General features: G+C 39.3%; 19 protein-coding genes. 4 read left to right on the top strand and 15 right to left on the bottom strand.

Going from position 1 to position 24,639, the window contains the following annotated elements; translation table 11 throughout:
- Nucleotides 1–14: 14 nt before the first annotated feature.
- The 6 genes from BCU84_RS20205 to glnD form a co-directional block, all read right to left on the bottom strand.
- Entirely contained in the window at nucleotides 15–728 is a 714-nt protein-coding gene (locus tag BCU84_RS20205; RefSeq protein ID WP_102529836.1) for a winged helix-turn-helix domain-containing protein, read from the bottom strand.
- A complete protein-coding gene (locus tag BCU84_RS20200) occupies nucleotides 728–1,144 on the bottom strand; it encodes a DUF3019 domain-containing protein (RefSeq protein WP_102529835.1) in 417 nt (138 codons plus the stop codon). Before BCU84_RS20200 ends, BCU84_RS20205 begins: the two co-directional genes overlap by 1 nt.
- Before the next feature lie 2 nt (nucleotides 1,145–1,146).
- Complete coding sequence (locus BCU84_RS20195) at nucleotides 1,147–2,022, bottom strand: MipA/OmpV family protein (protein ID WP_102529834.1); 876 nt, start codon at nucleotides 2,020–2,022, stop codon at nucleotides 1,147–1,149.
- A 178-nt stretch (nucleotides 2,023–2,200) separates the two neighbouring features.
- Nucleotides 2,201–2,461, bottom strand: coding sequence for a hypothetical protein (locus tag BCU84_RS20190; RefSeq protein ID WP_102529833.1), 261 nt, complete (start codon nucleotides 2,459–2,461; stop codon nucleotides 2,201–2,203).
- 150 nt (nucleotides 2,462–2,611) lie between these two features.
- On the bottom strand, nucleotides 2,612–3,130 hold the full coding sequence (locus BCU84_RS20185; protein WP_102529832.1) for a YcxB family protein: 519 nt from the start codon (nucleotides 3,128–3,130) through the stop codon (nucleotides 2,612–2,614).
- A 31-nt stretch (nucleotides 3,131–3,161) separates the two neighbouring features.
- Nucleotides 3,162–5,810: a [protein-PII] uridylyltransferase gene (gene glnD / locus BCU84_RS20180; RefSeq protein ID WP_102529831.1), complete on the bottom strand. Its 2,649-nt coding sequence runs from the start codon at nucleotides 5,808–5,810 to the stop codon at nucleotides 3,162–3,164.
- A 123-nt stretch (nucleotides 5,811–5,933) separates the two neighbouring features.
- Between glnD and BCU84_RS20175 the strand changes: the two genes are divergently transcribed.
- The 4 genes from BCU84_RS20175 (at nucleotide 5,934) to BCU84_RS20160 (ending at nucleotide 11,711) form a co-directional block, all read left to right on the top strand.
- Entirely contained in the window at nucleotides 5,934–6,656 is a 723-nt protein-coding gene (locus BCU84_RS20175; protein WP_102529830.1) for a 16S rRNA pseudouridine(516) synthase, read from the top strand.
- A 76-nt stretch (nucleotides 6,657–6,732) separates the two neighbouring features.
- The gene (locus tag BCU84_RS20170; protein ID WP_102529829.1) at nucleotides 6,733–7,692 is read left to right on the top strand and encodes a LysR family transcriptional regulator; all 960 of its coding nucleotides are present in this window, start codon (nucleotides 6,733–6,735) and stop codon (nucleotides 7,690–7,692) included.
- 381 nt (nucleotides 7,693–8,073) lie between these two features.
- Nucleotides 8,074–10,443: an OmcA/MtrC family decaheme c-type cytochrome gene (locus BCU84_RS20165; RefSeq protein ID WP_102529828.1), complete on the top strand. Its 2,370-nt coding sequence runs from the start codon at nucleotides 8,074–8,076 to the stop codon at nucleotides 10,441–10,443.
- A 635-nt stretch (nucleotides 10,444–11,078) separates the two neighbouring features.
- On the top strand, nucleotides 11,079–11,711 hold the full coding sequence (locus BCU84_RS20160; protein ID WP_102529827.1) for a GPR1/FUN34/YaaH family transporter: 633 nt from the start codon (nucleotides 11,079–11,081) through the stop codon (nucleotides 11,709–11,711).
- 78 nt (nucleotides 11,712–11,789) lie between these two features.
- Here BCU84_RS20160 and BCU84_RS20155 read toward each other — a convergent pair whose 3' ends face one another.
- From BCU84_RS20155 to BCU84_RS20115, 9 genes are all read right to left on the bottom strand, one after another.
- Nucleotides 11,790–13,316, bottom strand: a complete 1,527-nt coding sequence (locus BCU84_RS20155; RefSeq protein WP_102529826.1) for an MFS transporter — start codon at nucleotides 13,314–13,316, stop codon at nucleotides 11,790–11,792.
- A 282-nt stretch (nucleotides 13,317–13,598) separates the two neighbouring features.
- A complete protein-coding gene (locus BCU84_RS20150; protein WP_102529825.1) occupies nucleotides 13,599–14,825 on the bottom strand; it encodes a hypothetical protein in 1,227 nt (408 codons plus the stop codon).
- A gap of 40 nt (nucleotides 14,826–14,865) precedes the next feature.
- Nucleotides 14,866–17,220: an EAL domain-containing protein gene (locus tag BCU84_RS20145; protein WP_102529824.1), complete on the bottom strand. Its 2,355-nt coding sequence runs from the start codon at nucleotides 17,218–17,220 to the stop codon at nucleotides 14,866–14,868.
- Nucleotides 17,220–17,783 (bottom strand): hypothetical protein, encoded by a 564-nt coding sequence (locus tag BCU84_RS20140; RefSeq protein WP_241906501.1) that lies wholly within the window; start codon nucleotides 17,781–17,783, stop codon nucleotides 17,220–17,222. The genes BCU84_RS20145 and BCU84_RS20140 overlap by 1 nt, the downstream gene beginning before the upstream one ends.
- A 392-nt stretch (nucleotides 17,784–18,175) precedes the next feature.
- Nucleotides 18,176–18,511, bottom strand: coding sequence for a PBPRA1643 family SWIM/SEC-C metal-binding motif protein (locus BCU84_RS20135; RefSeq protein ID WP_102529822.1), 336 nt, complete (start codon nucleotides 18,509–18,511; stop codon nucleotides 18,176–18,178).
- A gap of 287 nt (nucleotides 18,512–18,798) precedes the next feature.
- Nucleotides 18,799–19,215 carry a DUF4402 domain-containing protein gene (locus BCU84_RS20130; RefSeq protein ID WP_102529821.1) on the bottom strand — a complete coding sequence of 139 codons (417 nt, stop codon included), beginning with the start codon at nucleotides 19,213–19,215 and terminating at the stop codon, nucleotides 18,799–18,801.
- Nucleotides 19,216–19,306: 91 nt separating this feature from the next.
- Nucleotides 19,307–22,468, bottom strand: a complete 3,162-nt coding sequence (locus BCU84_RS20125) for a carboxypeptidase-like regulatory domain-containing protein (protein ID WP_102529820.1) — start codon at nucleotides 22,466–22,468, stop codon at nucleotides 19,307–19,309.
- Between the two features lie 42 nt (nucleotides 22,469–22,510).
- Entirely contained in the window at nucleotides 22,511–23,305 is a 795-nt protein-coding gene (locus BCU84_RS20120) for a hypothetical protein (protein ID WP_102529819.1), read from the bottom strand.
- Between the two features lie 233 nt (nucleotides 23,306–23,538).
- Complete coding sequence (locus BCU84_RS20115; protein WP_102529818.1) at nucleotides 23,539–24,006, bottom strand: hypothetical protein; 468 nt, start codon at nucleotides 24,004–24,006, stop codon at nucleotides 23,539–23,541.
- Nucleotides 24,007–24,639: the final 633 nt, after the last annotated feature.

Below are 24,639 nucleotides of genomic sequence, written 5' to 3'. Positions count from 1 at the left end.
CTTCTATAACTCGATTAGTTATTCCACGCTTCTGGCGCGAATAAGTAACCTTGTCCCCATACAGTTTTGATCCTGAATGGTGTTTCGATGCTATCGCCTAATTTCTTACGCAAGCGAGAAATACGCACATCAATTTTTCTATCTTTACCGTCAAAGTCGATATTAAGCAGGTATTGGTATATGTACTGACGACTTAATACTTGTCCTGCTTGCGATGCAAGTAGCCATAATAATTCAAACTCATGACTGGTAAGATCAACTTCAGTGTTACCTAAACGAATCGCTTGTGTATGAGGGTCAATACTTAATTTACCGAAACTTAAGCAGTGAGACTCTGGTTTTGATGGTTGTGCCTGACGGCGCAGTAAATTATTGATACGGGCAACTAATAAGCTAGGATCTACAGGCTTAACCACGTAATCATCAGCACCTAATTCTAGGCCTTTGATTTGGTCTTCCGGAGAGCCTAATGCGCTCATTAATAATATTGGACCCGAAAAATAATCAGGTAGTTTTTCACACAGGCTTAATCCATCAAGTCCAGGTAACATGATATCAAGTAAAATAATATCAGGCTTGTAACTAATCAATCGTGTTAAAACGGTATCGCCACGTCGTTCAACTTCAACGTGCATATCGTGTGACTTTAGGTAGTCCACAATTAAGTTGGCGAGACGGATATCATCTTCTACCAACAAAACTCTATGAGTTGATTGGGGGGTTGCCATTAAAATAAACTCCAAGGGTTACGGTAACGTCGACGAACTTTCGTTTCTGACGTTGTGGTGACTTTTAATCGTACGTCCGCCAATTCATTATTATTATTTTTATTTATTAAGACAAAATGAATATTTTTGTCTGTTTTTACAGAAATTTGCAATGAGTGTTCATTAACTGAGTCACTACACCACTGAGCCATGGATGGGTAATTTGAAGTGATACACACCAATTGTTCAGTGTCGAGCTGCCATTTTAGCAAAATGTCAATTTCACAAATGCTGTCACCAGCATCAATAAGACATAAACGCGGGGTAGCCGAAAACTGTGCTTGCCCGGTAAGCGTATCAGCTTTGGCATAGAAAGCACTAAAAATCAGTATTAATATACCGAAAAAGTGATAGACCTTTTGCTCTTTAACGAACAAGCTTAAAACCTATATGCAGCTCCAACGAAATAGGAGCTCGAGTAATCTTCATCAATAATTGGGCTGTCGATTATTTCATCGGCTAATTGGGTATAACGCGCAGCTAGAAGTAAATCCCAGCTAGTTGAAATACTATAACGCGTTGTCAGTTCTATTGAATTACTCCAACCAGAACTCGGTTGGTATTCTTCGCTCCAGTATGCACTCTCACTGGCTCTAAGACCAAAGTAATAGTCAATAACTTCTGAACTTTTCCATGTTGTTTTCAAGGCTAAATCAAAGCGCCAATCAGTAACCGCAAGTGAGTAAGTCCAACTTACATCCACTTCCTGACCATTATGTACATTTAATAAGTCATGAGCAGCAGCAATTTTTAATATACCTAATTTGCCATACCAGAAAAGTTCTACCCCACCATATACGGTGAAGTTTCTACTTTCAAGTTCATTTAAAACAGGAGGTTGGCTAACATCCTGAGTTCCAAAACTACCTATGGGTGGTAAGTCTTCTGTGGTATCGAAATTTACTGATTGGGGTAGGAAAATATTTGCAGGATCCCAACGATAGAAATAGGCTCGTTCATCACTATAACTTGTGGCTAGGTTTATGGTGAAATTTTCTTGTTCGGTTAGTGTATAACCGAAATTAAAATTATCGAAAAACCAATTTTCACCATAGTAAGCTATTGATGGTATTACATAAAGAGGTATGTCGTCGTAGCTCATTAACGGGTTTGTTTTGTTACCATAGCCAAAAGCTACACTGATATCCCATTCGCCCACAGCAATACAATCACCTTCACTTTGACAAGGTTCATCTGCCATTGCTGGTGCAACTGCTAGGAAAAAGATAATTAAAACAACAAAAATTCGATACATTAAAAACAAACGACCTATTTATATCAAAAATAAAACAGCTAATGAGTGCGACTTTATCATTAAATTAAGGTCGGAAATATTGCTTTAAATAAATTGATACAAACTGATACTTATGAGTGCCGAGTGTGAATAGTGTTACCTAGGGTGTTATTTTGTGGTATCACTATGTTTTTAATGGTTATAAATTCTCTTTTGATAAGTTTGTTTTTGCTATCGCCTCTTGGCGTTGGTAACCCATTTCAATCAATTGTGCATTAACGCAATCAGATACAAATTGTTGCTTTTCAATCGAGTCAATTTGTTCTTCGCTGGCCATTTTAGTACACGCATCAGTGAGCGATATTAAGGTTTCTTTTGGTGCTTCAGCGTTATTGGCAAAAGCTATCGGACTCAAAAGTGTGCCAGTCAAAATAGTGATTATTATAGATAGTTTTTTCATGGATTGACCTTTATAGATTGACCTTTATCGATTGACCTTTGCAGGTTGTCCTTTATGGGAACTTATTATTAATGATTAATTTTTCAAACTTGTTCTGTTTAATCTTTTCGCTTGTTAATTGAGCAACTGATTAGTCAAAAGAAAACGAAATTAGTTCAATTTTTGTTGCACAAACGCAATAGCTGCATCATTTAGGCAGCGTTTAGAAACATAATGTTTAAGCTTTTCAGTGGTTAATAAGAAACCCTGTTCAGTTTCTTTACCGCGAACGATATCAGTCCATTTTAGTAAATGGTCAATATAAGCCGACTTAGAATGGATGCCTTGTTCACTGATGGTTAATGTTACTGGGTTATTGGCAGATTTACTGATGAGTTGTCTCATTAACCACCATGCACGATTGAAACGAACTTGTAGTCCCTCAACAGCGCCAAGACCAATAAAGAAGTATGCAAGGTAAGGCGACACGTCAGTTTGAGTCATTAAAAAGCCAGCTACAATAAAGGCGATAGCTTTTAAATATCGCTTGGGACTGTTATTGATGACGACTGACTGATCAAATGTCTCTGCGAAATGAGATTTATCTAAAATGTATTCTTGAGAAAAACTGAAACCGATATCAGTTAAGTTATCGGTTTCAGAAGTAGATGGTGTATTGCTAGTTGACATATTGCACTCATAATCGACTTTAATGGCGCAATTATAAGGTTGAAGTGATCGATTTGACTAATTTTTCCTGTAACTCTATTTGCTCTAACTCAGTTAACTGGGCCCCATGCTGGTTAGATAAGGCAAATACATTATCCGCACGCTCACCCACCGTACTGATTGCTGCAGAGTGAATGTTGAGATCCAGCGTTCTGAATGCACTCGCTATTTGTCCCATAAATTCATGGGTTTCTAATGCCAAAATGTGTACTAGAGTTCTATCTGCTTTTTTAGAATGAATAAATTCAATTGTCGGTTTATTGTCAAAGTTTTTAGTGTGTCTTGATGGTCGGTTTTTAGGTGGTGACATATTGTCATCTAATATTTGGCGTAGCTTTTTAGTCACTTGTTTGCGTCTTTGGTCACTAAAAATAGGCTTGCCGTCAAAATCGAGCACTTTAAATGCCTCAACAACATAACCATCTTTGGTTTTAGATATCTGCGCTTGGTTAACCGATATTTTTAGTGTCGACAGGGTGTTAAACAGCGAAATAAACAGCCCAGGTCTATCTTTGGTATAAACGAAGACGTCGCTACAACCTTTTACGCTACTGTCATCAAGTATAATTAATGATGGCGGCTCAGTGACATTTTCTTCTGTAGAGGGTAACTGATGTTCAAAGGCTGACTCATGTTCTAAAATGCCCAACGTATATTTAGCTATTTCTGTTGGAATAGCATTACTGAAAAATGACAGCGGTAGGCGTTTCCATAGTCGGTTAACAGCAACGAGTTGCGTTTCATCAGCGTTAATTAATCCTAAAGCTTCTTGTTTATGCTCTCTGACTACCGTTCTTAATTGCAATACATTTTCAAGGCCATTACGTAAAGCTTTACGTGTTGCAAAGTATAAGTCAGTGAGTAAGCTGGCTTTCCAGTCATTCCATAAGTCATCATTTGTCGCTTGAATATCTGCAACCGTTAGACAATACAGTGCATCAAGTTTGGTAATACTCCCTACAGATTTAGCAAAAGTTTTAACCACTTCAGGATCGTGAATATCCATACGTTGAGAGGTGATAGACATTAATAAATGCTGCTCAACTAGCCAACTGATTAACTGTTGCTGGGACGTCTTAAGTCCGTGGAATTTGGCAAATAACTTAGCATCTACTGCGCCTAATTCGCTGTGATCTCCACCGCGGCCTTTAGCAAGATCATGGAATAATGCAGCAAATAAGATGGACTCTTTAGCTTGAAAACGTTCAAAAATATCCGCTGCTAATTTTTGATCGCTTGGGACGGTATCTTGAGTTAATTTATACAAGTTTTTAAGCAGTTTATGAGTATGCTCATCGACTGTATAGGCATGAAATAAATCAAACTGCATTTGACCAACGACTTCACGCCATTGGGGTAAATATGACGCTAAAATACCGTGCTGATGCATTAAGGTTATCGCTAAACCCATGCCATGAGGGTTCTTAAATAAGCTTACAAAAAGTTCGCGACACACCTGGTAATCTTGTAAATCGCCCATCAAACGTCGACGCACTTGTCTAAGCAATCTTAGTGTTTCAGGCGTTATCCCAGTGACTTTCTCATGATGGATAGCAATGTAGTTAAACATAGACATGATTTGTGAACGGTCAATAAATACATCTTGATTTTCAGCATGTATCTGACCGTTGTAAATTTGAAAGTTTTCATTTATTTGAATTATGTCAGGCTTTTTCTGCGGCACGATTTCACGTTCGAAATAGGCCATTAACATCAGGTTAAGTTCGCGAATACGCTTCATGGCTCTGAATAACTGACGCATCATTTTTTCAATAGCGATATTGCCACTATCGCCAAAGCCTTGCAGACGAGCGACTTCTGCTTGATGTTGAAGTAACAACCGGTTTTCAGGTCTGTTAGAGGCTTGGTGCAGTGCAAAGCGCACTCGCCAAATGAAGTTTTGACACTCCATTAATTCGGCATATTCATCATCGGTTAAAAATTTGAGCCGGCGCAAATCTTTAAGGTCATCAATGGAGAAATGTTTTCTTGCTATCCAGGTGATGGTTTGAATATCACGCATACCACCAGGGCTGTTTTTTAAATTTGGCTCAATATTGAATGCGGTGCCTTGAGCTTTATTGTGACGGCCTTTTTGTTCATCATATTTAGCCACAAAAAATGCTTCGCTTGACCAGACTGTTTCACCATATAGCTTACTAATGACTTGGTGTTGATGGTTTTCGTGGCCGCAAATATGTCTGATTTCAAGTAAGGTAGTAGCAATGGTGACATCTTCACTGCAGGCTAGATACGTGTCATCTAAACGCCTGACAGCATGGCCCAAATCTAAGCCTAAATCCCATAATTGAGTTAAAAAATCACTTAGCGTGCTGGCATCAGTCGCAGATAAATCGTCATCGTGAATAATACAAATATCTATGTCTGAAAAAGGGTGAAGCGTTTTGCGACCGTAGCCACCGACAGCATTGAGGGAGATAGTGTCGGTTTCGAATTGAAAGGCTTGCCAAAGGTGGTTTAGTAATATGTCGAAAAACTGCGCTCGGTGCTGCAGAATTTCTGCGATAGAACAACTGCTGATTTGTTGTTCTAACCAGGTATCAAACTCAGTAATGGCTTGTTTAAGCTCTACAATACTCATTTCTGGCTGTAAAATCGGATAAGCTGGTTGCAAAGACATATTACTCCTTATTGTTTTGCCCACAAACAGGGTATTCGATCTGGTTTATTAACTCAAACGAACCGATAAAATGAATAAGAATAAGTTAATTCTTTTAAATAGTTAAATGAGAACAAATTATTTATGCGTAGTAAAAGAAGTCGACTGGACCAATTCATCGCTCAGAAATTACAGGTTTCTAAAAAAGCAGTTAGGTTGCTATTGCTTGAAAATAGGGTGCAAGTCGATGGACAAATCTGTAAAGAGGTTGATAAGCAGATTAATGAATTTAGCCAAATCCTATTAGATGGAAATGGCTTACAACAACATTCTCGCCAGTACTACATGCTTAACAAACCGACAGGGGTTGTCAGTGCAACTAAAGATGATATTCATCCGACGGCATTATCTTTACTCGATGGCATCGATTTTGAGCTAATGCATATCGCTGGACGTTTAGATTTAAATTCGACAGGGTTATTATTAATCACCAATGACAGTCAATGGTCGCAAGCGCTAATGGCGCCTGAAACAAAGGTTGATAAACAATACCTTGTCACGCTTGCTAATCCAATTGACGATTCCTATATCAGTGCCTTTAGTGATGGAATGTATTTTGGTTATGAAGACATCACCACTAAACCTGCAAAGCTTGAGGTTGTGTCGGAATTTCAAGCAAGGGTGACTCTGCAAGAAGGTAAATATCATCAAATAAAACGAATGTTTGGTCGATTTAGAAACCCTGTGGTTGCACTTCATCGAGAATCCATAGGTAACATTTTGTTAGATAACGCCTTGAAACAGGGCGAGTATCGGCCTTTAGACGAGGTTGAGGTGCACGTCACAGAAAGCTTAATTGAAACTTAATTGTTTGGGGGCGGATCAATAAATCTTTACATTGTTCATGATATGTTTTGATGAATGTATCTTTTTAGGTTATCTAATGGACATAAAAGCGCTAAAAGAAATCAGTGAATTAGACATATTCAGTTTAATGGTGTTTAAACTTATTTACGAAACTGGATTTGCTAACCTTGCTGCTAGACAGCTAAACGTCTCAGCTCCTAAAATTAGTCGTTGTTTAACAACATTAAGGTTAACTTTTGATGATGAATTATTTTACCGGCGTCAGCAGGGGCTAAAACCCACCGCATTAGCTGAACATTTATACCTACCAATTTGCGACTTTTGTGAGTCGGCAATGAATATTGAACGAATTGCCTGCGAGGGCAACAATACCAACTCGTCAAAAGTGCTCAATATCGCCGTAACGCCAATCATTATGACTTCTTTGTCAATGAGCTTAGGTCGTGAAGAGATCATGGAGCAATTGGGTAAAGTTAGAATCCATATGTGGGATGAAAATACGGAAGAGCAAATTCATCAAGGTGATATTGATTTAGGCATCAACTTTGGTCCTGCTGCCATTTCAGAACTAGAGTCTGAAGTCATTGGAACATCACTATCGACTTCAATCATAGCGAGACGAAATCACTCTATTTGGGATAGTAGTCATATTAGTCTAGATAATGTCGCTAACCATCATTTTTTAATTCTCGAAGGTAAGGGGTTTAATGATAAATTGGATCCATTTCAGATATTTTGCCGTCAGCTCGGAGTAGAGCTACCAAACGTTAGTAGAGTAAAGTCTATCGAAGAGTGGTTTTGTCACTTACTGACAATGAGAAGTATCAGCTTTATGAGTACAGCTGAGTCTAATGCGTTAGTAAACTTTACCGACCTTCGCGTGGAGAAATTACCTGCGTATGAAAGGCAAAAGCTGGTAGGTAACAGCCTTATACCTGAGTACAATTTGATTGAAAGAGGTTTGCCGTACAGACGTTATTGTGAAACAAGTCGCAAAATAATCCTCGATTCAGTTCTTGAGTTAGTTGTCCAATAATCAAGACATTCATCTTTAGTTAGACATTTAAAACGAAGAACTTAGTTCTTCGTTTTTTTAGGTTTTCATCTTTTTTGATGTTCTTTTTAGCGCTGAAAAACTGTAAAAGTCAGCCACCGCTTTCAATTAGTAATGTTCTTAAGACGGTTTCATTCTGTTTTGGATATGATCTAAATCAATGTTTTTTGAATGTATCACATTGATAGTAATCTGGATTTTAGATATAGAAATTACCAAAATCGAATTGTAAAATTTTGTAGTAAGCATCTTTCAATTCTAGTCACAAATGCAATACAAGAATAATACATCTAAAGAGGTATCTTTTATATTTAGGTTACTGCTAAAGCAGAATCAAATACCTAAAAATAAAGGGATACGATAATGAGAACATATAAAAAGTCGATACTCGCGGTTGCCTTAATGGCAGCTATCGGGTTAACCGGGTGTAGTGATGGTGATGATGGACAAGATGGCGCACCAGGCGAACCTGGTGCCCCTGGCGAACCGGGTGCTCCAGCGGGGAATGTTGTTGAAACCGTTAATTCTGCTGCAGATTTTATGCTGACATTAGCGCCTGAAGATATCGTGGTAGTAGGAACAGAAGATTTCTCGGTTAAATTCACTGTCACTGGAAAAAACAGTGCAGGTAAAGAATTACCATTTTCTGGCTTAGAAAAAATTGCGCTTTACGTGATGAATGAAGCGCCAAATACTACCGATACCGGCAGCCCATATTTTTGGCAAAGTCACGGACTTGAAAATGACTTTAGCTATAGCATGTATTGTAGCTTAACCGGAACTACAACATCTTGGGGCAATGAAGTCGATGCCTGTACATTAATCGAAGATACTGAAACCCCAGGTACTTATACTGGTACTTGGGAACATGATGGCAATGCGCCAATTGTACTTGCAAATGGCGATGCAAACCGTTTACATCGAGTAATGGTTCGTACATACGATATTACTGACGATGCCGGTAATGGAATTTCAGATAAGCTACTGACTAAGCCATTGGATTATATTCCTGCAACTGGCGAGCTTGCTGTATCAAACAAAGATTCGGTTTCAAATGCAGCGTGTATTCAGTGTCATAGTGCACTAGATGGTTTTGCTGAAGATGATATGCGAATTGGCAACATCGAAGCTCACCACAATTACCAAAAAGTTGAAAATTGTGTTGCCTGTCATAACCCGGCATATGCAGCTGATCAAAACGATCCAGAAAAAGGTTATAACCCGAACTGGAATGCCATGATCCATACTCTTCATGCAGGTCATCATTTAGATTTAGTCGGTGAAGCAAAAGAGATGTTTGCTGAGATCGGCTTCCCATCAGAATTGAACGAATGTACAGTTTGTCACGATAGCGGCACACAATGGAATGACAATGTATACGCTGAAGCTTGTGTGTCTTGTCATACGGATGTTGACTTCGAAACTGGCGATAATCACCGCGGTATCGTGCCAGAAAGTGATGCATCGTGTTCAGGTTGTCATGGCGCTGGTAGTTTGAGCCCAGTTGAAGCTCACGCAGTGGGTGCTCGTGGAACGTTAAAAGACGGTGTTGTATTTGATGTTATGTCTGCTGAAGTTGCAGCTGATCAATTAACTGTTGTTGTCGACGTAAAGATCAATGGCGAAACACCTGCAGATGGTACCGTTTTAGCCGATTATTTAGCTGCTGAAGGCTATGCTCATGCAATTATGATGGGTACTTTAGATGAAAATGGTGATTATGTTCGTGGTTTAAGCCTTGATACTAGTTCAGGTTTATTTGTTACTACTGGCGGTAAACTCACTTTATCTCAAGCTATTGATGCCAACTCTCTTGACGGAAAAACCTTATCAGTAAGTTCTGAGTTCAACATGTGTGGTGACATTGAGTCAGGTATGGTCATTGATAGAACGACTTTAGGCACAGATGAAGAGTGTGAAATCGCTATTCCAGCTAATATCGTGACTAAGTTCTTCATGTTTGACGATGTTGCAGCTGTCGGTGTTGAAACAGAAGAAAATTTACGCTTTGTGCCTTCTTCACTTGAAAACTTCACCATGCCAACACAAGCGATGAATGATCGCACTAGTGCTGATGAAGCTAAGTGTAATGCTTGTCATGACAACATGTCTCACATTAAAGCCCCTCGCCATGGTGTGACTGACTTTACTCAGTGTGCAGATTGTCACAACAATAACTATCCAGGTTCGTATCATGCCGATGTTTATAAGCAAGCTGGTACTGACGAAGATGGCGAACCTACATTTGAACTAGTTGAAGGTTTAGAGTACTACAACCGTGATTTAGCAACTGTAGCTCACCGTTTCCATAGTGGTATGTTTGCGGGTAGCACAGGCGGCGGTATCTACTTAGGTGAAGATGGTGAAACTTGGGTTAATTACCCTGCATCTAAAACTGACTGTCAAGCTTGTCATAAAGATGTCGATTCAAACGGTGATGACATGACCTTCTTTGCTGGTGACGGTGAATTAACGTCTGGACGCACTGCAATCGCTGAAAGTAATGATTACGGAGCTACTGTTAATTACATTTCTCCAGTAACAGAAGCTTGTCGTACTTGTCATGCTCACTCAGGTGCAGCAGCGTTAGCTCACTTTAAGAGTAATGGCGCGACAGTTTATGAAGATGGCGTTGAATCTGCCGCTGATGTACCAGTTGAGTCTTGTTCTACTTGTCACGCTGAAGGTAAAACTTACGGTGTTGATGTAATGCATTCTGGTGCAGCTCACTAGTCTTAAATGTTAAGTTGTAAAGTGAACATTTTTCTGTAGTCCTGCAAGATGCAGATAAATGTAAAAGGAGCCTTCTGGGCTCCTTTTTCTTTTGCTAAAACGATCATTAGTCAGTTCATTGCATCATCGTTTAACTAATGTTTGATAATGTGAACTTGAGCAATTATTCATCATTACAAGCTGACTTTACAAAGGCGTTTATTCATACAAAACCCCTTTAATTGTGAGTCAAGACAACCATTGTTTATAAATGTGACTTAAGCCTAACTGACGAGAAGTGATTATTTTCAGATTGTGAAGAGCACGCGTATTGTATTTTGTCAGTTGAATGTTTTAGGTCTGATACCAATTATTATTCACTCGAAATCATTCAGTCATTTGTATTTAAAGAGTTTTATATGTGTCAATTTCATATTGGCAATTAAAGCTGAGTTACGATTGTCCTGTAAAAATTGCTAATCATGGTCTTTTACTGCCAATTTGTCTGTTTTCGTTTGCTTCCTTACAATGCGCCGCAGTTTAATTAACTTATCTTAATGTTTGTGTTTATAGCGGGCTTTTATACCGGTTTGCCCATCAACGACCCCTACATTAAAACCTGCCCATACTCAGTGAGTATCATTTAGGAGCAAGCCATGTCGACACCGTTACCAGTATCTCAACCATTAGCTAACCCAGCACCCTTAGGTTTAATGGGATTTGGTATGACCACCATATTATTGAACATTCACAATGCGGGCTTTTTCCCGATTGATGCAATGATCCTTGCTATGGGGATATTTTATGGCGGTATTGGTCAAGTGATTGTTGGCATGATGTGTTTCAAGCGTGGTGACACATTTGGCACCACTGCATTTACTTCTTATGGTTTATTCTGGTTAACGTTAGTGGGCTTGTTAGTTATGCCTGAAATGGGCATTTCACAAGCAAGTCCTGCAAGCTTTATGGGGTGGTATTTAGGTTTGTGGGGCGTATTTACTGCGTTTATGTTCGTCGGTTCATTGCGTTACCCTCGTGCTAAGCAGGTGGTATTTGGTTCATTAACAATATTATTTTTCCTACTTGCAGCCCGTGATTTCACCGGTTCAGCACTAATAGGTACGATTGCAGGTTTTGAAGGCATTTTTTGTGGCGCAAGTGCAATTTATTTTGCCATGGCACAAGTATTAAACGCTGAATATGGCCGGGTGATTTTACCTGTTGGTGAGCTAAAGCAAGCTCAAGTTGTCTCTGTAGCAGACACTAACGAGACATTGAAAGCAGCTTAATTACGTTTTAATAGCTCGGTTCATAATAAAAAAGCTGACCTTTGGGTCAGCTTTTTTGTTTGGGTTTAACTCAGTTTATTAGCTTTGCTGCAGACGATACAACCACTTACCGTACAAGAAAATACCCAAAGCTGAGATAGTGCCAATAGCAGCAATGATGTACCACGCCATACCGATATTATGTGTGTTATACAATAATGTTGTTAGCTCTTGTGCAGGTTCACCAGTGTACGCGACTAGTGTACTAAAGGCTTCACCTTGAGGAATTGCTGCAACACTTGCTGCATCCATACCTCGTTCGCCTAACAGCTGCAAAGAGAAAATTTCTTTCGATGCATAGATTTCATATAGCTTAGGGCCGAAATAACCTTCCAGTGTCCAGCCTATCCCTTGCGGAAGCATTACAAAGCCTAAATACATGGCTTTTTTGCCCTCAGGGGCGATGTTACCCATAAACTCATTTTTCTTAGGGCTAATCATCATTTCGCCAAAAGAGAAAAGCGCAATGGCCAAAACAATCATCCAAGCTGCATTGGTAGCTCCTATCAATACAAATGCCAAAATACTCAATAAGCAACCACCTAACATAGCGGTGGTAATCCGATATTTCGCAGTAAGCGCAGCCACTAAGAAACAGGTGGTCATGATCATGCCGGCATTGAGGTTAAGCATTCCCTCTGGCATGACTTTTGTGCCTGTATTATCGAGTCCTAACCAAAACTGGAAGAAGCCATTAGAAGTACCTTCAGGGCCAAATAAAGAGGTCACAATCACGCTGGTATCAACCCACTCAGCAATATGAATCGGCAATACATCAAATAGGGCATTAAATAAGAACCAGAAGCCAGCAAACACTAACATGTAGTAAATGACCACAGGTTTTTTAAGTTCGTGTAAAGCATCACGCCACAGTGCTTCTTGTTTAATTTCGCCGCTTTTAATTTTGCGGTTGCGTTCAAGTCTTTCTTCTTTACCTGGCTCTTTATAAGCCAATAAAAACAAGAAATTGAATGAAATTATCGCTGCACAGGCATAAAACACGTTATCCCAGGATAGCTGGCGCATATGTACAGCGACTAACGGACCAAGGAAACCACCAATATTGACAACTTGATAAAATATCCCCCAAGCCATTGATGTATTCTGTCGTCCTGTAGATAAGACTAAGGTACCTTGAATACCTGGCTTAAATACCCCGGTACCCGCAGCGAGCAAAATTGCCCCTATCAAAAAACCATAAAAACTTGGAAACATAGCCATCACTAGATAGCCCATAATTTTGATTATGGTGGAAGCAAAGATGGTTTCTTTATAGCCGACGCGGTCAGAAATACCGCCGGTAAACACGGGAATGAAGGTTTGCATCATTGCCCATATCGCAATAATGACACCATAGTCGCTTAGGCTAATCCCTAAACCACCTTCAGAAACTGGTGTTTTAGCGTATAAACCCGCACTGGCTTTAACGCCATAGTAAGCGATACGCTCAACCAGCTCCATGCCGCCCACTATCCAAAATATATAGCTTAAGCTGGCAATGGACGCCCACATGCCTAGCTGTTTTACTTCACTTAGGTCGTTACCCGAGTGTGAACTTTCACTCATATGTCACCCTTTATTATGATTATTATTAACATAGGTCGGCTGACACTTTACCTAATTTGTAAGGAATTACCAAAGGAACGGTTACAGAAAGTTAGACTAGTTGTGATATTGGGATGTTTGGCAAACAAAATGAATAGAAAAACATCGAATTGGTCAAATTTTAATTTTGAGCGTCCGTTCTTCAATATACCCGTTAATCAGCAGTTCAGATGCCTTTTGGCGTCAAAGTAATGTGATTGATACTAATGAAATTGATAGCTGCAATAGAATATGTCCGAAATATTAAAAATACCAACGTGTAGCCAGTTGATATTGCTGTTCAGTTAACGTTGAAGGTAAATTCTGCTCAATGCGAGCAGGGCGTGTAGAATCAAGATAATTATACTCGGCTTGGATAAACCAATTTTTTAATAATCGATATTGATAAGATGCGGTCAGAGCTTGGCCTTTTTCATTATTGTCATCATCAGGCGTAAGATCATTATCAGTGACATCAAAATGTTCTACTCTCATTGTGAGACGGTGCTTATCCCAACGGCGACTTAACAGTAAAAAGGCTGATTGATACTCATTATTCACCACATCAACGGCCTGTGGTGATTGCATTAATGTATCCCCATTCATAAATTGACTGATAAGCTCAATTTTGTATGGAAGTCGAAATCTCATTCCAGCATGGTAAAACTGAGTTAACCAGGTATATTGGCCATTTTTGACAATGGTGGTATCGGCGTTGTTATCGTAGTAACCAAAAGAAAATTCACCTTTTCCTTTAATCTTCCATTTAGCATGTACGTGATAGCCAAAGCGATTATCTAGCTCAATAAAAGGGTCTGAATCTCTAGCTTGTTCATCAAGGCTGCCCCCATCAAGGCTTGGCATATTACTTAAGGGTAAAGTTTCGTGGCTAAGGGTTTGCCTAGAACTTATTGTCCAGCCATGCCAAGCTAGCATGGCTCCGACAGTATCATTATTTTGAAATATCGCTGCCGAAACTGAAAAGTCATGCTTAGAAGAGTGGAACTTTCCAAGACGTTCTAGAGTTAATTCAGCCCCAAGGTGGCGAAATTCTTCTCCTAGCCAGCTGTTAATAGCGGAGTAACTGAGCGTGTAAGGAGAAGACCAAGCAGTGGCAATATTTTCCAGTGAAATACTCGGGTACATTAAGCCTAATTTCGCATGTAATCTAAGCCCATTATCCATGGGCAGGCCTCGGTATTTGATAAAGGCTTCTGTCAGTCCTATACCATCGCGAGTTCCATCAATATATCCATTAGCGGTAACTTGAGCTGAAAGTGGGTTTTCCCAATCGACTTTATAGGTTAGTCCTGCTTGAGCTAATGATAATTGGTTGCCCTCATCGAAACGAAACTTTCCTAAACCGCCGTTAGCATAAGAATCTATCCCTTGTGTATGACTGAGCCTTGTATCGATAATAGCAGAAACGCTATGCTCAGCAGCTAAAGTGGTGTTGCTACATATAAGTAAAATCCAAATCCATTTTCTCATCCGTGAACCTTGTTGTTATTTTTACGGATTAATCGCTCACCTAGCTATAAGCTGATTGTGATAACCAAGTTGTTAGCGCCTTTGCTTCAATTGGCCTTGAGAGATAAAAACCTTGCCCCATTTCGCAGCCTCTTTGCGTTAGCCACTTTAGTGAACCTTCATCTTCAATCCCTTCCGCTACCACTTTTAATCCTAGGTTATGTGCGAGCTGCAGCGTGGAGCTAACAATAATTTGGTCATCTTCATTAACCATAAGGTTTTGTACGAAAGATTTATCAATTTTAAGTTCTTGAACAGGTAATTGCTTTAACTGAGCCAATGATGAATATCCCGTACCATAGTCATCGATAGAGAGTGTCAGCCCTTGTTGTCTGAGCTCTGTAAGTTGTTTTATTGCATACTCAGGATCGGCGACCACAGCATCTTCGGTGATCTCTAATGTTAAGGCATCTATTGGGACTTGTTTATCTTTAATGGCTTGTAACACGTAATGACAGAATTGGTCATCTTTTAAGTTTTCCGCTGAGATATTTACAGCAATTGACAGTTCAATCCCTTGTTCTTTCCATTGAAGGTATTGGCTGAGAGCCTGATCAATGACCCATCGAGTTAAGGCATTCATTTGTCCCATTTTTTCAGCAATTGGGATAAAGCTATCAGGTGGGATCATGCCCCTTACTGGATGTTGCCATCTAACCAAAGCTTCCACATGAGTGACTTTGTTGAGTTTTAGATTTAGTTTAGGCTGGTAGAATAACACTAGCTCATCATGTTCAATGGCAGGTTTTAAGTCATTGACTAATTGCAGCCTGTCTAGTGTATTAACATCAATTTGTTGATGGTAAATCTGCAGATGTAAACGGTTTTTCTTTGCATGCTGAAGTGCTGTATCAGCTTGCCGAAGTAGCGTTTCGAGATCGCTAGGGTAATGAACAAAGCTAACCCCAATAGTTGTTTGTAAATGCAGAGATATGTCTTGATAGCAATATTCAGCTTCAATAGATTTTTGAATATGGTTTATTGATTGAATGAGCTTTTTCTGATCGGAGTGTTCAATCGCGACAACAAATTCATCGCCATTAAGGCGACAAATAGAATCTATTTCGTTAAAGCTAGCCAGCCTAAGTCCCACTTCTTTAATGACCAAGTCACCAACAACATGGCCGAGTGTGCCGTTTATCTCTGTCATACGGCGGATATTTATCTGGCAGATAGCGATAGGGGACTTCGCCTCAAACCAAGCAGAAGTGATCCGTGTTAGCTCATTTTTGTTACCAAGGTTAGTTAACGGGTCGTGATATGCCTGAAAAGCTATTTTGTTTTCTCTGCTTAATATGGCTTGTTGCATCACAGTAAACTCTTCTGCGAGTTCTCGCATTTCTGCACTATTTCCCACTTCAACTTTGGAGTTGTAATTTCCTTTGGCAATATACTTCGCTTGTTTGATCAGTAATGTGAGTGGTTTAGTGACACCTCGGGCGATGATAAATGCTACGAATAGTGAAATGGGTAATATTATTAACAGCAGCAATAATTGCTGAAACCAGTATTCTTGGGACGATTGAAGGGCGTCATTACGGCTCAGGAACATGAAAGCATGAAGTTGAGCTTGGTTGGCGCCGTTGAGTTCTACTTTACCTAATGCAGATTGCCATAAAATGTAGTCGTCATGAAGGTGATTATGTTGAATGAAATTATCAATTGCTTGGTTAGCATCTATAGAATAAGTGTTGCTTGATAAGCTGATTAGTTGATTTTTTTGCTGCTCTTTAGCCAGTATAAATCCGGTGTTTAAGCCTGTTTGATTAGATATTGACTGAGCTAATTCATCCCCAATAATAAAGCCAAAACCGACCCAACCAATGATATTTGATGCACCACTGGTTAAAGGTGAAAAACGTAATTGGTAGATATAGTTATCTAAAGAATACAGTGGACTTATCACTTCAAATTCTGTCGCTAGAGGCGTACGAAACTGCTTACCTTGTTCGGGGCCTACTTTGACTTTGCCCTTGTTTGCACCATCTGGGGTTGTTAATAACTGGCCTATAATATTGCCCTGTTTATCGACTGCAATGGCTAAGTCTGCATTAATCCGCTTGCGATGATTGTTTAAGGCAACTAAAAAGCTTCGCCTATCATCATCAATAAAGACTTCTTTTAAACCAAAATCTTTTGCTGCTGTTTCGGCAAATGCCGTTAAGTAATAATTACGATTATCGTATTCTGATTTAAATACTAACTCGGCAATTGAAAGCTGGCTTTCGAGTTGTTGCTGTTCAAGACGTTTATTGGCGAAATAAGTCAAAGCAAAGGAAATTGCCTGAACAGCAATGAGTAACAACATGAAAAAGGCGAATATTCTGGTTTGGATACTGCTAAAGAATTTAAGCATTAATAACCTTCCAAGAATTCGAAGTCATCTAAACTTTGTTGTGTAGGGATTTCATCCATTGACGCATTAACTTGAATCGTCAATGTTTCAAGTAAAGGCGTAGTGACAGTTTGGCTATAAGTATTATTGTTAGTTTGTAGCTGTGGGTGCCAAATGTCTAGGCGATATTGAACTTCCGGTATGCTATTAAATTCAACCATACCTAGGTTATTTGTCACGCCAAAAAATGGTGTATCAACCACAAGAACATGCCCACTCATCCAGTCATGAATATTGCAGCCCATAGAAATATGTCCTGCCTGATCGAAAACAAGATCTTTCTGAGAGCTATCTTTACGTAATTTAAAAGAAAAGCGTTTTGGTCCAGATGCTGAATAGATATGGTGGGTAATGTCATCGTCATTAACAAACTTTAGCTGATAACCTTTTTGCATCACGGTGATATAGGGGCTGAACTGTTTATTTTCTTGATGAACTTCAACAGGTTTTTTAACCGGCATTTTCAGCTGTTGCTGCTTATATTCTTCATTTGTGGGTGTGAGATATACAACCATATTAGACATGGGGGTATTATTTGAATCAATGACCATAAAGTTATTACTGAGGACTGGTGAGCTTAAGAGGGGAAAGACTATTCCAGCTATGAGTCTGTATTTTACCTTTGCATGTTTGATCACATTTACCTCTAGTATTTTATTAGCTGGATGCCCTAAGTCGTGCTAAGTCCCGACTCTATCGTTTAAAACAATCATGCTGTGCTTAAGTTGTTGTCTTTAGTAAGATAGAAGGTGGTTAAAATAATAAGAACGTGGCTAAGCAAAAAATATTTCAAAAAGGCGCTAAATTCCCTAACTCTTTTAAATATAGTAAAAAAAAAAGCAAAACCGAAGTTTTGCTTTAATAAATATTTATTATGTACACAAGTGGTTTTTGACTCTTTGGTCAAGGTCAGCTTCTAACCACAACATTTCTTATATTTTTTACCGCTGCCACAGGTGCATGGGTCATTACGGTTAATCTTAGCTTCCGCTGTAACCGCTGTGGGTTTATTTAATATACCTTCCAATTGCAAGATATCTTCCGCGACATCAGAGTTAACGGTTATGTTTGCAAGCAATTTACGTTGCTCAACCATTTGCTGAACTTCTTGCATGCGGGTTTCTGTTTGCACGCTTAATACTAACGGGTTTGCTTCAGTGCCTATTTTGGCTTGGCGCTTGGTATTGTAGCCACTTTGACCGTAAGCAGGTTTTGGCGTTTGACGGCCTTTAAAGAAAAATTTATCTGACATAATTGTACCTGCCCATCATTTAATATTAAGAGATTAAAACGGTTTTAATAACGGCAGTCATGCTGTTTATAGCAACACCAGTCATACCATTAGTGAAAAATCTAACTAGAGGCGAAGCTTATACAGGAATTAGGTTCATTTGACTAATTAAATGGCGAATAAATGCTGAATATTAGGTATCTGTGCTGAAATTGCGACGATTGATTTCAGATGCTGGTGATTGGTGTGGACGATTGATGATTTCGAAGTTGCTCATTTTATAATTAAATTCAATTGATAGTGAGTTTCTATTGATAGTTTACTTCGATGGTATACGACAAGGTTTGATGGCCACTGGCTTGCTCGTTTAATACATCGACCTTTCCACCGACTTCGAACATGGTGCTTTGCTGGGTTAATTGAAATGTTTGTTGCTGACTACCGTTAGGTAAAATAGGCGTAAATAAAATATCATCGCCGCTGTTAGCATAAACAATCACTTCAACATTGGATTGTTCATTACCAGTGAGCATGAACTGCCCCAGTTGATTATCAGAAGCAATACAACCATTACCTTGTCTCTGATGCTGGTCTAACTGACAATACACGCTCATTTGATTGGTAATATTACCTAAATTTAGTTCTTGAGTTTGTTCTATGGCGACAGGCGCAACGAGGGTGAAATTTGCTTGGGCAATGGCTGTTGCGAGCATAAAAAGTGACATCAGCAATTCCCTATTAGTGATTTTAATTTAATTCATCATATAGAGTGTAATAGCTGGTGGATTTATAAACAGTGTTATTGATTGATTATTACTATCTGGCAATCGTTTGTGTGGGAAAGGTCACATATTCACCAGGCGCTAAGGTTACGGTTTCTGATTGTAATTGGTTATTAATTTCTATTTGGTACTCGCCAGGTATTAGTTGCTCAAAAATAAATACTCCATCATATTCCACCCGAGCATGATACTTTGTTTTATCGGCATGAATTAGGGTAATAGAGACACCTTTAGCGGCAACGTTGTTTTCATAATAAACCTCCCCATCAAGTTCAGCGGTAAATAGAACAGGAAATAGTACTTCGGCCACATTACCTGGGTGCGCTTCGATCATCAAAATACTATTGAGTGGTAATAGAAAAGGGTCAGGCAGTGAGCGCTCATTGAGAACTAATTTATGGGGTCTTGAGGTTTGAATATGGGTAATTAATAATTGACCGTTATCGTCAGTTTCATTATCTGAGTTGGTGTGACCAGAAAACCTTAATCCTGCCATCGGTAATTCATTGTCATCAAATTGGCCATTATTGTTGTCGTCTTGAAAAGCGACAATTTTAACACTGCCAGTGTTTAAATGACTGACTCGATCTAGCAACCAAGTATTATCTGCCGAAATAAATAACGCTGAACTGCTCCATTTAAATTGCGCAAACCAATCACCTTCAGAGTCATTTTCTACGGTCAGTCTTAAGGTGCTAGAATCGAGGAAATAGGATAGTGAGTTTCTGAACGTGACTTCGGCCTCTGCTAAAGGTTGATAGCGCACTTCAAACTGGTAGTTACTTCTATCTGAAAAGGAAGTGCTCACATTAGAGACTAACTGAGTTAGCTCTGTAGTGGGCAATAAGGCGATATCTGCGTAGCTACGCAAGTACCAGTCATCAACCCGTCCCGAAAGAGCCAATCTATTGGCCCACTTTTCATTTTCGGCACTATTTTGCCAGCTGAGTTCATTGCTTAAGGATAGATGCTGCAACTGCCCTGCAATCGTCGTTGCAAGATAGAGGCTATCATTAGCAACATTTTGGTCCTGCCAACGGCCATTGACTCCCCAGCTCATATTGGTGTCGCTGATGTTGCCACTGAGGTTTATATTCGCGCGTTGTTTTAGGCGATTATTTTCATTGTCCCAAGACTCAAAATTATCATACTGTGCCCATTCCGCCTGCCAATCCACCAAACTATTACTGCCTTGGGCGATAATATTGGCAGCCGATCCTGTATCGTTTCCAGTTAGATTAATTTGCCAGACACTGTTATCAGTCAGAAAATTTACAGAGACTGTAGGACTAAACAGCCACTTATCTTGTGATATTTGTTGTTCAATTATTGCCACACCAGCACTGAAGTTATCAGTCACAGCCCAGTTTGCGCTGGCATAGACTTGTTGAAGATCATCTTGTTCTCGCTGCATGACACCGAAATTCATCCCGAAACTATTAGCTTGCATTTGAGAAGGGTCTAATAACTTACTGAAAGATTCTGTACGGGTTTCACCATTGGGACCAAAGAAGCGCAGTTGATATTGATTTAAACCAATATAGTAAGGCACTTGTTCAAATCGGTATTGGCCATTATCTGTCACTCTTTGAACTGAGATTAATCCACCATTTCGATACAGTTCAACATCCCAGCCAGGTTCAAGTTCACCATCGACAACAAGGTAACGAATATCATCGATAAAGCTATCTCCCGCATTGATAATAACTCCATCGCCGGAGCTCGCACTGGAAACTAGCGCTAAATTATGGGAATCAATACTGCCTAAACGATAGTAATTAACCCAAGTATCGGCCATTTCTTTCTCGATATAGGCGTTGAGGGATTCACCATATTCTGACCACGAATACCCTGCATATGCACTGTGACCGAGGATATCGGTTCTAGCTTGTATAAAGCCATCAAAACGGACTCTATCAGTGTCAGTTTGTTTGCGTTGAGAAACGCCTAAATCTGCATGTACGGCTAAATCGCCTATATTGGCATAACCCGTATCAATGTGGCGTTGGTTAATTGGAACGTTGGCTTTTTTCTGATCATTGAATTGCTGAAACCGTTTTTGACGGGCGATTAACTGGCTCAACGGAATCAAGCTATTTTCGGTGATATTGATCAGTTGCCTTGCATTATCAAATGTAATTTCAAGCCCCAACATTTGTTTTACGACTGAAAGTTCCAAGTACATATCCCAGTCATCTTTAAATACTGAAATTGGGCTGTGATTACACTGACTATTTTGCGCGATATAACGCATTAAACCTTGGCTTGCATCAATACTGTTATCGGATGATAAGTACCAGCCTGTCAGCGTGAGAGGCGCTATTTCAACTTGTAATGGCAGCATTAAGTTGTCTGCAAGAAACTGCATGGGTAAATAGATTAAGCCGTTAGCTTGATAAATAAACATCTCATCACTTAGCCGTTCTGAACCATAGTTAAATTGGGTAACAAGAAACTGCTCTTCATTGGTCGTTGATTCAGTGTAAGTGCGGTTAATAATATTTGAGCAGGTTTCAAACGAGTTAGTTTCAGCGATGTTGGCGCTAGATTTCACTTTAGTGGTGATGTCTTTGGGAGCCACTTTATCTACTATGGGATTCGTCGTTGCTGATAGGGTGAGAATATTAGGATCTTGAGCAACATGGTGCTTTTTATTGGACATTGATTCAGTTATCACTTCAAGAGTTGATTGAGATGATATCTGTGGTTTGGCTTGAGCCTTTTCTATGAAAGGTGCAGCCACAGGTGTAGTTACAGACTTATGCTTGGAGTTAGAGTTAACGGAACTGATTTTTTGTTGCGGTAAATTTGATTCAGTCTGAGTTTTAATGATTGTTTTGGGAATCTCTGACTTACGGAAAATATGATCTGAAGAGCTCTTTGGTACAACTTCTTTAACTGTTTCATTTATATGCGCAGTTTGATTTGGCAAGGCTGCACTGGCTAAATCAGGTGTTGGTGGATGCTCACTGGCGGTATCGTGAATAGAGGCAGTATCGTTAATATAGGCAGTATTGTTAATATAGGGAGTATCTTGCTGTGCAGGGATACTTTTTAATGTGGCTAAAAAAGTGTCAGAATCAGTTTTCCAGGGCATTGATGACTCAAGCCCAGGGTTCACCAGTTCGATATAAAGTAGCAGTAAGACTATGGCAAAGGTGTACTTTAGTAATCGATTTACATGCTGTAATAGCATTTATTCTAGTTAATTATCTATCTATATGCTGCCTTTAAAGTACTAGAGTGTTATTTTCTGTTCGACAGTTTGTGGCATAAATAATCCGTCATTTTCAACGTATTTAATGACTAAATCAGTGCCAGGTTTAATCTTGTTATTAAGGGTAACCGTAAACGCTCGATGGGTCATCTCAGTATAAATCGCCGCATTTTTTGAGCTACCGATCAATTTATCACTCTTGGCATCAAATACTTCAATATCACCATAACTACTGCGCTCACCTTGGCGGGCAATAGACACAATAAGCTGTTGCTGTCCTTCAATATCGGATATTTGATGATTAGCGATATTAAGCTGAGCGGTTAATTCACCAACTCGCATAATGACAGGAATAGCGATGCGTAAATAAGCTGTCACAGATAAGCTTAAACTATCGGTTTTATCGGTAGTTTGCTCGCTACTAGTAGGCGCGAGGGGAATTTGATGGAAGACGATATAACTGCGATATTCACCCTGTTTAATGTCTTTTGGCGGTCTCACTGCCAATCTCACTCGCGTGCCTTGTTCAGGTGTTAAGCTCACTCTTCTTGGGGAATAACGGGTAAAGCTTGCAAGTGATGTGGTGCTCGTTTCAGAGTCTATGATTTCAAATTCACCAGAAGGTAATAACTGTTTGTCTTCAAGATATATTTCATATCGTGATGTTTGGTTGCTCTTGTTTACTAAAGAAAATACCGCGCTTTTATCTCGTTTGTTATCGAGTTCAACACGGGTAGGTGTCACAAGAAGATTGGCATGTGCGAAAGAGAGGAGGTTAATCACAATTGTGATCAGTAATATAATTTTAAATTTCATGATGTTGCCCAGCTAAATTTACATGCAATAGTCTGCAATTATTATAATTTTGTCGTTAGCTTACTTCGAGCTTACTTGAATCTAGATTAACGTATTATTTAAAAATTAATATAGCGCTTTATTGTTAAAGATTGAGATTAGATCAAAATCTCGCGGCGATCCATTCTGAATCTACACCGCGAAATTTTACTCACGACTAATCCGTGTTACTCAATAAAGAGGTAATGATGAGATTAGTAAGTAACTGAAAGTGTGTAACTTAATCCGTGGGTTCCAGGAGTTGCTGTAGCCGCAACGATATCTAACGTTCCACCAACATCAACAGCTAAAGTATTACTTGCAACAGTACCAGTTGCACTAGCAAGTGTTGGAGTGAATGTAACACCTGGAACTGAGGTATCTGCGGCTGAAAGAGAAAGGTTAACGGTTCCGTCAGCAGCGGTTACAGTGAAAAGACCTGTATTAGCTGTTGCGCCGCCAGCAACACAAGCTGCACCAGTTACAGCATCTGAATAATCTAAAGCACATTGGCCATCAGCAGCGATAGATACATCACCAAATTCCATTTCTTCAGTTTCAGAAACAGTAATAGGGTACACAAGTTGGAAGTTAGCTGTACCAGTAGCATCTTCTGCACCAGCTTGAGTTGAAAGTAGAAGGGTTGATGCGATAAGTGTAGATAATAGTAATTTATGAGTCATTTTAGTGTTCCAAGGTAATAATATTATAGTTTTAGTATGCCCGCATTTTTTGTATGGGTTATTGTCTCTTGTAAACAAGGACTTATTTACTTGGGCAAAATAAAAGTAACAGCATTGAAGTATTTTGCAACACTATTGTTACACTTGTAACCGAGAATTCTGTTATCGCTAAATCTTCTAAGGTATAACGGATTGAGATTAAAGTTTTCTAATTCATTAGTATTAGATACTGGAAAAATGAATAAGTTACTGAAAATACATATGATCGCTATCTATAAGATTTAAAGACTCTTATTCTCAATTTTGTTGCTTTAGTAGTAATCAAGGTCAGTACTGGGTTTGTGGCGGGCTGACTGCAGTGATTAATAAGTGTTTGACTGCTTGTTAAATGTACAGCTAGTTTTGGTTTGAGTCATAAAGTTAGTCGGGAAAGGCTCGATTGGATCGCTTGCTGATCGTTTCTGTGTTGTTGACCTTTTGTAACACCGATGCAATGATGTCATTCAAATACGAGGGATATTGGTCATTAATAACTGCTAATTTTGAAGCTTTAAGCTATTTGTTGATTATTAATTGGTATTTTTGTGTGTTATTTAATTAACTAACTAATAATAAGAATAATTTTATATGCAA

The sequence above is a fragment of the Shewanella sp. 10N.286.51.B7 genome (assembly GCF_002873615.1).
Taxonomy (GTDB): domain Bacteria; phylum Pseudomonadota; class Gammaproteobacteria; order Enterobacterales; family Shewanellaceae; genus Shewanella; species Shewanella electrodiphila.
The sequence above is the reverse complement of the archived record's forward strand: the minus strand, read 5'-3'. Positions and strand labels throughout refer to the sequence as shown.